Annotated in this window: 11 protein-coding genes; 6 read left to right on the forward strand and 5 right to left on the reverse strand. The window is 64.6% G+C overall.

Annotation, left to right across the window (positions count from 1 at the left end):
• Positions 1–188: hypothetical protein (locus tag AB3X43_RS04415; protein WP_369428663.1), on the reverse strand; the 188-nt coding region annotated here is incomplete at its 3' end.
• A gap of 420 nt (positions 189–608) precedes the next feature.
• Here AB3X43_RS04415 and hflK point away from each other — a divergent pair.
• The 5 genes from hflK (at position 609) to AB3X43_RS04440 (ending at position 7,019) form a co-directional block, all read left to right on the forward strand.
• The gene (gene hflK, locus AB3X43_RS04420) at positions 609–1,646 is read left to right on the forward strand and encodes an FtsH protease activity modulator HflK (RefSeq protein ID WP_369428664.1); all 1,038 of its coding nucleotides are present in this window, start codon (positions 609–611) and stop codon (positions 1,644–1,646) included.
• The gene (gene hflC, locus AB3X43_RS04425) at positions 1,643–2,527 is read left to right on the forward strand and encodes a protease modulator HflC (protein ID WP_369428665.1); all 885 of its coding nucleotides are present in this window, start codon (positions 1,643–1,645) and stop codon (positions 2,525–2,527) included. The genes hflK and hflC overlap by 4 nt, the downstream gene beginning before the upstream one ends.
• A 28-nt stretch (positions 2,528–2,555) precedes the next feature.
• Entirely contained in the window at positions 2,556–3,785 is a 1,230-nt protein-coding gene (locus AB3X43_RS04430) for a TerC family protein (protein WP_369428666.1), read from the forward strand.
• A gap of 151 nt (positions 3,786–3,936) precedes the next feature.
• Positions 3,937–5,685, forward strand: a complete 1,749-nt coding sequence (locus AB3X43_RS04435; RefSeq protein ID WP_369428667.1) for an ABC transporter permease — start codon at positions 3,937–3,939, stop codon at positions 5,683–5,685.
• Between the two features lie 11 nt (positions 5,686–5,696).
• The gene (locus tag AB3X43_RS04440) at positions 5,697–7,019 is read left to right on the forward strand and encodes an ABC transporter ATP-binding protein (protein ID WP_369428668.1); all 1,323 of its coding nucleotides are present in this window, start codon (positions 5,697–5,699) and stop codon (positions 7,017–7,019) included.
• Between the two features lie 47 nt (positions 7,020–7,066).
• On the opposite strand, the gene AB3X43_RS04445 is transcribed toward AB3X43_RS04440, so the two are convergent.
• Complete coding sequence (locus AB3X43_RS04445; RefSeq protein ID WP_369428669.1) at positions 7,067–7,297, reverse strand: hypothetical protein; 231 nt, start codon at positions 7,295–7,297, stop codon at positions 7,067–7,069.
• 138 nt (positions 7,298–7,435) lie between these two features.
• Between AB3X43_RS04445 and AB3X43_RS04450 the strand changes: the two genes are divergently transcribed.
• Positions 7,436–8,392, forward strand: a complete 957-nt coding sequence (locus AB3X43_RS04450) for a cation diffusion facilitator family transporter (RefSeq protein ID WP_369428670.1) — start codon at positions 7,436–7,438, stop codon at positions 8,390–8,392.
• A gap of 11 nt (positions 8,393–8,403) precedes the next feature.
• Here AB3X43_RS04450 and AB3X43_RS04455 read toward each other — a convergent pair whose 3' ends face one another.
• From AB3X43_RS04455 to AB3X43_RS04465, 3 genes are all read right to left on the reverse strand, one after another.
• Positions 8,404–9,708 carry a M16 family metallopeptidase gene (locus AB3X43_RS04455; protein ID WP_369428671.1) on the reverse strand — a complete coding sequence of 435 codons (1,305 nt, stop codon included), beginning with the start codon at positions 9,706–9,708 and terminating at the stop codon, positions 8,404–8,406.
• A 38-nt stretch (positions 9,709–9,746) separates the two neighbouring features.
• A complete protein-coding gene (locus AB3X43_RS04460; RefSeq protein ID WP_369428672.1) occupies positions 9,747–10,661 on the reverse strand; it encodes an SDR family oxidoreductase in 915 nt (304 codons plus the stop codon).
• Between the two features lie 13 nt (positions 10,662–10,674).
• Positions 10,675–11,660: NADP-dependent oxidoreductase (locus AB3X43_RS04465; RefSeq protein ID WP_369428673.1), on the reverse strand; the 986-nt coding region annotated here is incomplete at its 5' end.

Raw genomic sequence — 11,660 nt, forward strand, 5'->3', positions numbered from 1 at the left:
TCCTCGAACTCCTCCCGACTGAGTTCATTGCGATAAAAAATGAATCCGGTCAAAGTCAATCCATAAATTCCGGCAATCACCTGAGCCGATGTTGAATATATATACAATATCTGATTTTCGTTCAGATAGAATATTCTTGTATTCAGGCCCATCACGCAAGAAAAGACAGCTGCCATGACGAACAGCACCGAAAAAGCATAAATCGACGACTTGTAGGACCAGTCTCTGATCATGTTCGTTCCATAATAGTTCTACTGACGCCAGCGGGAGTCTCCCGCATCAGTTTCGTCTGCAATGGTGCGCTTCTGGCACGCACCAAGCATCCGAAGAAGCGCGGCAGAAGCGGCATGATTCACATTGCAGCAATATAAATACATGAAAGTAAAAACAAAAACACAAACGACAAACTCAGAAAAACAACACAGCTTCACAAAGCGGAAAACATCGACCAACCACTCTGCTCGCGCAAACGCCATGCGCTGCGGAATTCAATATTTCCGCAGGTAAAGTGCAACAGTGGCCAGGGATGCTGCGGCCCGTTTCCATGACAATCTGGCCACTCGTCGGCCTGCGCAGGAAGACCGGAAAAATAATCAACAGGACTGCAGATGCAAGATACCGAGCCCGAGGGGCAGACCGGGGCCGGTATGCCGCGGACGCGTCGAATGAAGTTGCTGGCGTGGTACTACGTGCAGCTGCTCGATCTCCAGGGACGCGGATTGACACTGCTGGTCAGCTTGCTGCTGCTGACCTGGATTGCATCCGGCTTCTACAAAGTGCAGCCCGATGAGCAGGGCGTGATCCTGCAATTCGGGCGCCATGCCGAAACAACCGGGCCAGGCCTGCATTTTCACTGGCCGTTTCCTGTCGAGACCGTCTGGCTGCCCAAGGTCACGGAGGTCAAGCAGTTGCAGCTCGGCAATCTCCGTCTGTCCGGATCGGACAGTCAGGAGGACTTTCACGAAGGACAGATGCTGACAGGCGACGAGAACATTGTCGAAGCGGAATGCACGGTGCTATGGCGCATCAAGGATGCCAGCCAGTTCCTGTTCAACATTCAGGATGCGCCGCAGGCGGTCAAGGTCACGGCAGAAAGTGCGTTGCGTGAAATCATCGGCCGCACACCGATTCAGTCGGCCATGTCCGACAAGCGGCAGCAGATCGCCGACGAGACACGGGATCTGCTCCAGCGCCTGCTGGACAAGGAAAAATCAGGGATCCTCATCGTGCAGGTTCAATTGCAACGTGTCGATCCGCCCAAGGCCGTGATCGATGCATTCAACGACGTGCAGCGGGCCCGCGCCGACCAGGAGCGAGCCCGCAACGACGCCGATTCCTATGCCAATGACATCCTGCCGCGCGCGCGTGGAGAGGCCAATCGCATCATTCAGGAGGCCCAGGCCTACCAGTCACAGATCGTCAATCTGGCAGAAGGGGATGCCAAGGGGTTTCTGTCTGTCTATGCGTCCTATGGACAAGCCAAGGAAGTCACGGCATGGCGCCTGTATCTGGAGAGCGTGGACGACGTACTCCGGCACGCCACCAAGGTCATCATCGACAGTTCCGGCAAGGGGGTATCGGGCATTGTTCCCTACCTGCCCATGACCGACAGGGACAAGGTTTCCTCAAGGGAGCCCGCGAAATGAAGGGCCGCGCTGGCTGGCTGGTGCTGATGGTCTGTCTGGGTCTGGTCTGGCTCAGCTCCACCGTGCTCTACACGGTGGATGAAACCCAGCAAGTGCTCATCATTCGACTGGGTGCCCCTGATCAGGTCGTGACGACACCGGGTCTCAAGGTGAAATGGCCCTTTGTCGACTCTCTGGTCTATTACGACAAACGGCTTCTGACGTTGGAGCCGGCCACCGAGCAGGTCATCCTGGGTGACCAGAAACGCATCGAGATTCAGCCCTATACCCGGTTCAGGATCACCGATGCGCTCCAGTTTTACCAGTCATTGCGGACCTTCGAGCAGGCGGCACCACAAGTCAATCAGGTGGTGAGTTCGGCGCTGCGCCGCAAGCTTGGTCAGGTCATGTTGCCGGCACTGCTGTCTGAGGAGCGGCCACGCATCGTCATGCAGATTCAGGCAGACGTTTCGGAGCGCGTCAAACCTTGGGGAATCCAAGTCGAGGACGTCCGCTTTCACCGTGCCGACCTGCCCAAGGAAACCAGCCAGGCGATCTACGACCGCATGAAATCCGAACGTCAGCGCGAGGCCAAGGAACTGCGGGCGCAGGGTTTCGAGTGGGCGCAGAAGATCCAGTCCAAAGCCGACCGGGAACGCACGGTCATCCTGTCCGAAGCCCAGCGGCAGTCCAAGATCACCCGTGGCGAAGCCGATGCAAACGCGAACCAGATCCTGGCCCGCGCGTTCAATCGGGATCCGCAGTTCTATCGCCTGTACCGCTCCCTGCAGACCTATCGGCAGGCACTGGCTGAATCGAACCCGACCCTCGTACTTTCACCAGACGCCGATTTCCTGAGGTTTTTCAAGACCGGCCCGGGAAAACCGTCCGAGCAGCGGTGATCCGGCATTCCTACTTGGACCTGGCAGCATGAATGACACGGGCCTGGAAGGCGTGGTGCATTACATCGACACCATTGGTGCTCTGCTGATCGTCGATCTGCTGCTCAGTGGCGACAACGCCATGGTCATCGCACTGGCCTGCCGGGCATTGCCTGGCGAGCAACGGCGGCGCGCCATGGTGATCGGAACCATGGGGGCCGTCGTTCTTCGTGTCCTGATGACCTTGATCGCTGGTGTGGTCCTGAGCCTGCCGCTGCTCAAGATCGTGGGGGGCGTGCTGTTGCTGGTCATCGCCGTCAAGCTGCTGCTGATCGAAGACGCGGCACCCGACGCCACTGTCGAAGCGAACTCGGCCAATCTGTGGTCAGCCGTCGGTACCGTCATCGCCGCCGATTTCATCATGAGCGTGGACAACGTCGTCGGGCTGGCGGCCGTCGCACATGGCGATGGATGGATGCTGACCCTCGGTCTGTTGATCAGCATGCCGCTGCTGATGTTTGGCAGCTTGTTCGTCACCACCTTGATACAGCGATTTCCACTGCTGGTGCAGTGCGGCGCAGCCTTGCTGGGCTGGATCGCCGGGGACATCGCGATGTCGGATGCGCTGGTTGTCGACTGGGTCCGTCAGCAGTCGCCTGGCTTGACCGTGGTGGTGCCCCTTCTTGCGGCTGCATTCGTCCTGCTGGAAAGCCGGATCATCCGGCGCACGGCGCCCGGGCTGGCGCCCATGCGCACCCGGCTGGAGCGCACCAGGGTCCGGGCGCCCGAGGCTCCGACCCGGCCGGAAGCCGATGCCCCCAAAGCGTTGGCCTCCGTGCCAGACCGGCTCCCGCCAAGCACCGCCAGCGTGACGGCGCCTGTGGCCAGCCCTGTGGGCGCCGACAAGCGCGCGTTCCAGAGGCCATGGTCCTGGATACGACCGCTTCCGTGGTTGCTGGCAGCGGGACTGGTCATCACCCTGGCCACCCGTTTCAGCATGCCGCTGCCAGCCGATCTGCAACGATTCGATTGCACCGGGGTGCATGCCTACCTGCAGTACCGAGAAGGCAGCACGGAGCTGCGCCTGACGCTCGGCTCCGCCTATGCCAACGCCAGCGTCCGATCGGACGGCTATCTCAAGTGGGGCGACTACCACATGGTCTCGACGGCCCTCGGGTTGCCGCCGCCCAACTACCTTCGGCAGAAGAGCGCGACCACCGTGGTGGTCCGCGGCGGCGGTTTTGCCGACGTCGAGTGCACAAGATCTCCTGACCGATGAGCCCGCTCGCACAGCGCCCGTGCCACGCAGGCAGGAATCCGGGTGACGAATCGCCGAAATCGGGCTGTCACACGGGACTGGCATGATGCGGCCCCATGTTCGGTCCATGCAGGGCCGGTCTCGGTTTCACGCTCCTTTCTCCCCTTCGTTGATGCTCGATTTCTCGTCGTTTGTTCGATTGCCTGCAGCCCCCGCAGCGGGCACGGTGTCGCGCTGGGGCTCCGCCTGGGACTGGGCGCTGCTGCCGCTGGTGCTCGCGCTGCTGGTCGGTCTGGCTTGGGTGGGGCCGCAGATGGCGCGCCCCTATCACCTGGGCGAAACCCTGCCACTGTCGCTGGATCCGACGATGCTGCCGTACTACCTGCTGCGCACCACGCTGCGGATGGCACTGGCGATGGTCGCCTCGCTGTTGTTCAGTGCCGTGTTCGCCGTGCTGGCCAGCCAGTACCGCTGGGCTGAACGGGTGCTGGTGCCGTTGCTGGACGTGCTGCAGTCGATTCCCGTGCTGGGATTCCTGTCGATCACCGTCACGGGATTCATCGCGCTGTTTCCGGGCAGGCTGCTCGGCGTGGAGTGTGCGGCGATCTTTGCGATCTTCACTTCGCAGGCCTGGAACATGGCCTTCAGTCTGTACCAGTCGCTGCGCACGGTGCCGGCCGAACTGCAAGAAGCCGCGCGCATCTTCCATCTCTCGGGCTGGCAACGGTTCTGGCGGCTGGAGCTGCCCTTCGCGATGCCGGCGCTGCTGTGGAACATGATGATGTCCATGTCCGGCGGCTGGTTCTTCGTCGTGGCATCCGAGGCCATTTCGGTGTCCAACCAGAACATCCGCCTGCCTGGCGTCGGCTCCTACATCGCGCTGGCGATCGAGGCGCGCGACCTGCATGCCATCGGCTGGGCGATCAGCGCCATGCTGGTGGGAATCCTGATCTATGACCAGTTGCTGTTCCGCCCGCTGGTGGCCTGGGCCGACAAGTTCCGCTTCGACGAAGGTGGCGTCGATCTGGCCCCGGGATCGTGGCTGCTCACCTGGCTGCGGCGGGCGCGCCTGCTGAATGCGGTGGCCGACCTGGTCTCCGTGCGCCTGGGCCGCAGTCTGATGTGGTTTCGGCGCTCCCATGACGGCACCTCCATCCTGGCCCGCGCGCGGTCACCGAACCCCCTGTGGGAGCGCGGCTGGGACAGCGTGCTGGCTGCAGCCGTCCTGCTCTCGGTCTGGCGGCTGCTCACATTCGTGCATGCCGAGGTGGGCTGGAACGAAGTCGTCCATGTCTTCGTGCTGGGTTGCTACACGCTGCTGCGGGTGGTCGTGCTGATCGCGCTGGCGGCGCTGGTCTGGGTGCCGGCGGGCATCTGGATCGGAATGAATCCCCGCTGGGCCGGCCGCCTGCAGGCGGTGGCGCAGTTCCTCGCCGCCTTCCCGGCCAACCTGACATTCCCGGTGGTGGTGGTCCTGCTGGTGCACTGGAAGCTCGACCCGGACCTGTGGCTGTCTCCGCTGATGGTCTTCGGCACGCAGTGGTACATCCTCTTCAACGTCATCGCCGGCGCCTCCACAGTGCCTGGTGAACTGCGCTTCGCTGCGGAGAACCTCGGCCTGAAAGGCTGGTTGCGCTGGAGACGCTACTTGCTGCCGGCCGTGTTCCCCAGCTTCATCACCGGTGCGCTGACGGCCAGCGGCGGGTCCTGGAATGCCAGCATCGTGGCCGAATACGTGACCTGGGGCAGCACCACGCTCGAAGCCCAGGGCCTGGGCAGCTACATCGCCCGCATGACCGCCATCGGCGACTTTCCGCGCATCGCGCTGGGCATCGGCGTGATGTGCGTGTTCGTGATGGGCATGAACCACCTGGTCTGGCGCCGGCTCTATCGCCTGGCCGAAGACCGCCTGCACGCCTGAGGAATCCGACCATGTCCGACACCATTCTCCGACTCAAGCAGGTCGGAAAGAGCTTCCGCTCCTCCGAAGGCACCCGCCGGCCAGTGCTGGAAGGCGTCGATTTCACTCTCAGGGATGGTGAAATCGTCGCGCTGCTCGGCCAGTCCGGATCAGGCAAGAGCACGCTGCTCCGGATCATGGCCGGGTTGATTCCGGCCGACGATGGCGAAGTGCTCTACCGCGACCAGCCGCTCTACGGGCCCGCACGCGGCATCAGCATGGTCTTCCAGTCGTTTGCGCTGTTTCCATGGCTGACGGTGCAGCAGAACGTCGAGCTGGGGCTGGAAGCCCGGGGCGTGAAGGAAGCGGAGCGCTCGCGCCGTGCAGAGTCGGCAATCGAACTCATCGGGCTGGCAGGATTCGAAGGCGCCCTGCCCCGGGAACTGTCGGGCGGGATGCGCCAGCGGGTCGGCATCGCACGGGCGCTGGTCGTGGAGCCGGACGTGCTGCTGATGGACGAGGCGTTTTCCGCGCTGGATGTGCTCACCGGCGAGCGCCTGCGCGATGACATCCTCGATCTGTGGGTGCGCCGATCCATCTCGACCAAGGCCATTCTGGTGGTCTCGCACAACATCGAAGAAGCGGTGCTGATGGCCGACCGCGTGCTGGTGTTCGCGAGTGATCCGGGACGTGTGCGCTCGGAGCTGGCGATTTCCATGCCGCGCCCGCGGGATCCGGACAGCCTGGAAGTGCGGGCGCTGGTGGACGAAGTCTATGCACTCATGACGGCCAGTGCTGGACGCGCTGCGCGCACCGGTGGCGGCGTGGCGGCTGAAGCCGAGCGTCCCCACATCGCCGAGCGCCTGCCGCAGGCGGACGTGGCGCGCATGGAAGGCTTGCTGGAGGTCCTGCACGAAGACCCGTTCCATGGCCGTGCGGACTTGCCACGCCTGGCCGAGGAAACCGAGCTGTCCGACGATGCGCTGCTGCCGCTGGCGCATGCCCTGCATCTGCTGGGACTGGCACAGCTGGCCGAGGGCGATCTGGCACTCACGCCGCTGGGACAGCACTACGTCACCAGCAGCCACGCTGTCCGGCAGGATCTGTTCGGCCAGCAGGTGCTGTCGCGCGTGCCGCTGGTGGCGCACATCCGCCATAGCCTGGAACAGCAGCCCAGCGGGCAGCTTCCAGAGGAGCCATTCCTGCACATGCTGCACGAGCAGCTCAGTCCCTCGGAAGCCATTCAGGTGCTGCAGGTCGCCATCGAGTGGGCCCGCCATGGCGAAGTGCTGGAGTACAACTACCACACCGGCCTCATCCACCTGCCCGACGGAACGGACACCGAGACGACCTGACCGAGCCGGGCCGACACGGACAGCCGCGGGGCTGCCCGTGTTCAGTGTCAGTTCGCAGGCGCAGCAGGCGGCTGCTTCGGCGGCTCGGGCTTCTTGTTGGCCAAGTGCCGCCCGACCAGACAACCACCGATGGCGCCGACCACCGCGTGGTGCCCGGCAAGATGCCCCGCCACGGCGCCTGCAGCCGCACCCTTGAGACAGCCTTTGGCCTGTGCCATGCCGGAAGTGACCGCCAAGGTAACGGCACACGCGATAACAACCAACGCCTTCGATTTCATGATCTTCCTTTTCGAGAGTGAACCCACTGTCACTCTGGACTCAACGGCATCGGCTCCGGTCGGGTTGACCCGGCACGGACTGCACCTATCATCGGATCCACGTCGCCCGGATGTCGGGCTGGATCGGAAAGAACCAACATGAGTGCAGGCCACGACCACAGCCATGCCCCGGCCAACTTCAACGCCGCCTTCGCCATCGGCATCGCGCTGAACATCGCCTTTGTCGCGATCGAATCGTTCTACGGCTGGAAAGTCAGCTCGCTGGCCCTGCTGGCCGATGCCGGACACAACCTGAGCGACGTGATCGGCCTGGTGCTGGCCTGGGTCGGTGCGCTGGCGAGTCGACTACAGCCCGATGCGCGCCACACCTACGGATGGAAACGTGCCAGCGTTCTCGCCGCCTTCGTCAACGCCGTGCTGCTGCTGGTGGCAATGGGTTCGCTGACCTGGGAAGCCGTGCTGCGACTACAGACACCGGAACCGACCGAGGGACTCACCGTGATGGCCGTGGCCGGCGTCGGCATCGCCATCAACACGGCGACGGCGCTGCTCTTCATGCGAGGCCGGGACAGCGACCTCAACATCCGCGGCGCCTTCCTGCACATGGCCGCCGATGCACTCGTGTCGGCCGGTGTCGTGGTGGCCGGCTGGCTGGCCCTGACATTTGGCTGGACCTGGCTCGACCCGGTCGTCAGCCTGCTGATCGCCGCGGTGATCGTCGTCGGCACCTGGAGCCTGTTCCGGCAGTCGCTGCACCTGCTGTTCGACGGCGTGCCCGATGGCGTGGACCTGCACGCTGTGCAGACCCTGCTCGAAGCGCTGCCCGGCGTGTCGCGGGTCCACGACCTGCACGTCTGGGCCATGGGCACGTCCGAGATTGCGATGACCGCGCACCTCGCCATGCCAGAAGGCCATGCCGACGATGCGTTCCTGCAGAACGCCACCACGCAGTTGCACGACCGTTTCGGCATCGAGCACGTGACACTGCAGGCCATGCGGGTGCCCTTCACCCGGCCATGCGCCATGCCAACCGAGGATCACCATCACCACGGGCACAGGCACGGCCACGCGCACGAACACGGCCATGCCCACTGAGGGCACCGGCCTCAGCCGCCCTGCAGCATCGCCAGCCGGTCGCGGCAGCGCTCCTTCGCTCCGACCGGCACCTTGCCGGTGATGGCCGCCGACACCGGCGCAGCCAGCATGCGCTCGAATTGCAGGCGCACCGTGTCGGCATCGATCGACGCGATCCGTTCCATCCACTCGCCGGATGGACGCACGCGGCCAAACACGAACAGGTCCTGCGCTGCCCCCTCCAACCGACGCTGCGAGCGCTCGCGGGCCCGTACGCTGCGCACCGCCAGCTGGTTGCGGGCACGCTCCAGTTGCACCGGATCGATGCACATGGAATGGCCACGCAGCAGCGTGGTGACCTCTTCGAACAGCGCGTCCAGGTGCTCTGGCGTGGTCGATGCCTCGATGACGAACTGGCCCGCCAGATCCGATACATCCGCCGAGCAGCTCGCGTAATAGACCAGCCCGAGTCGTTCGCGAACCCGGTCGAGCAGAGGCGAACTCATGCCTTCGCCGAACACCGTCGCAGCCATCACGGCGGCGGGCATGTCCGGATCGCACTGGGTCGGTACCGGAAACCCCAGCACGACATGGGTCTGGCTGGAGCCGCTCTGGCGCCGCGCACGCACGCCACCGAGGTAGGCCGGCGCGGCAACGAGGTTCGGCGTCCCGGCGGGCATGGCGCCGAACACGGTCTCGGCCTGCGCGGCCATCGCCTGCGGATCGACTGGTCCTGCCACGGCGACGATGACGTTCGAGCCGGTGTACTGGCGCTGCACATAGCCCATCAGCTCGTCGCGGCTGAAGCGTTCGATGTTGCGTCGACGACCGATCACCGGTTGCGCCAGCGGGTGGCGGCCGTAGCAGGCCTCATCGAAGAGCTTGAACGCGGTGGACAGCGCGTCGTCCTCGTCCTCCAGGTACTCCTGCAGGATCACCTGCCGCTCCCGCTCCAGCTCCACCTCGGGGAACTGGCTCTCCAGCACGATGTCACCGAGCATCCGGATGAACTGCGGCGCGTGCTGCGCCAGCCCGCGCAGGTGGTAGGCGGTGTGGTCCTTGTCGGTGTGGGCGTTGGCTTCGGCGCCGAGTTGCTCGGCGTCGAGGTTGACCTGCTGGCAATCGCGGGTGCGGGTGCCCTTGAACGCCATGTGCTCGACGACATGGCTGATGCCGTTGAGCCGGGCGCTTTCGTGGCGGCTGCCGGTGCGCACATAGATGCTGACGCAGGCACTTTCCATGTGCGGCTGCACGATGGTCAGCACGCGCACACCGTTGGCGAGGGTGTGGACGTGGGTGTCGGAGTCGGAAGAAAAATCGGAACGAAGATCGGTCATGCCACATTGTGACGGGGACCGCCCATCCACGTTCGGGCTCAACCGCCGCGCAACGCCGCCCGCAGCTTGTCCCCCAGATCCGGCCGGTCCTTGAACGGATCGGTCGGGTTGCGGCCTTGCAGCACATCCTCCAGCCGCGTGCCGACCAGCCCGATCGCCCTGGGGTGGCTGTAAATGTAGAACTGCCCGGCCAGCACCGCGTCCACCACCTTCTGCGCCACCTCCGCGGCGCTGACCTTGCCGCTGCTCACGGCCTTGTCCCCCATCACCTTGCCGATCGATTGGCTCGGTGTCGGTGGCACAACGGGCAGGTCGGCGGGCCGGTTGCGCTCGCTCTGGTGGATGCCGGTCGGCACGAAGTAGGGGCACAGCACGCTGGCACTGATCTGTGACGTGACCAGTGACAGGTCCTGGTAGAGCGTCTCCGAAAGACTCACCACCGCGTGCTTGGTCACGTTGTAGACGCCCATGTTCGGCGTGTTCAGCAGCCCGGCCATCGACGCGGTGTTGACGATGTGGCCATCCCAGTCCGGGTCGGCCTGGGCGGCGGCCAGCATCATCGGCGTGAAGACGCGCACCCCATGGGCCACGCCCATCAGGTTCACACCGACAACCCACTCCCAGTCGGCCAGCGTGTGCTCCCAGATCAGCCCGCCCGCGCCGACACCGGCGTTGTTGAACACCAGATGCGGCGTACCGAAGCGGGCGAGCGTCGCCGCCCCCAGCGCCTCCACCTGGTCCGCCTTGGACACGTCGAGCCGGAACGCCAGCACCTCTGCACCGTTCGGCGCACCGAGTGCGGCGATCTCCCCAGCCGCCCGGTCGAGCGCGTCCTGCTGCACGTCGGCCATGACGATCTTCATGCCCTGCCCTGCACACAACCGCGCCAGCTCCAGCCCGAACCCGGACGCCGCACCGGTCAGCACGGCCGTCTTGCCCATGAGTGACTTCATCGCCGTGCCCGCCTCAAACCAGCTTGACGAGTTGCTTGCCTAAGTTCTTGCCTTTCAGCAACCCGAGGAACGCTTCCGGTGCACTGGCAATGCCCTGCGCGACCGACTCGCGGTACTTGAGTTGCCCGGTCGCCACGCCCGTGCCGAGTTCTGTCAGCGCCTGCGGCCACACGTCCATGTGCTCGCTGACGATGAAGCCCTGGATCTTCATGCGGTTGACCAGGATCAGCGCCGGGTTGGCCATCGCCATCGGCTCGCCGTTGTAGCCAGCGATCATCCCGCACATCGCCACGCGGCTGAAGGCGTTGGCACGCAGCATCACGGCATCCAGGATCACGCCGCCGACGTTCTCGAAGTAGCCGTCGATGCCGTTCGGGCATGCGGCCTTGAGTGCGCCGGACAGCGACTTCAGGTCCGGGAACTGGCGGTAGTCGATGCAGGCGTCGAAGCCGAGTTCGTCCGTCACGTAGGCGCACTTGTCCGGGCCGCCCGCGAGGCCGACGACACGGCAGCCGCGCGCCTTGGCGAGCTGGCCGACCACCGAGCCGACGGCACCGCTGGCAGCGCTGACCACGACGGTTTCGCCCGGCTTCGGGTCGATGATCTTCACCAGCCCGTACCAGCCGGTCACGCCCGGCATCCCGACCGCGCCGAGGTAGGCCGACAGCGGGATGTGGCGCGTGTCCACCTTCTGCAGCACGCCACGCTGGTTCGCGTCCACCACCGCGTAGTCCTGCCAGCCCCCCATGCCGACGACGTGGTCACCGACATCGAAATGCCCGTTGCGCGAGGCAACCACCTCGCCGACCGTGCCGCCGATCATCACGGCGTCCAGCGGCTGCGGCTGGGCGTAGCTCTTGCCGTCGTTCATGCGGCCGCGCATGTAGGGGTCCAGGCTCAGGTAGTGGTGGCGCACCAGCACCTGGCCCTCCGCCAGTTCGGGCACCGGGGTTTCGACGAGACGGAAGTTGTCGGTGGTCGGCTCGCCCTGGGGACGCG

The organism is Sphaerotilus sp., assembly GCF_041083715.1.
Lineage (GTDB): Bacteria > Pseudomonadota > Gammaproteobacteria > Burkholderiales > Burkholderiaceae_C > Sphaerotilus.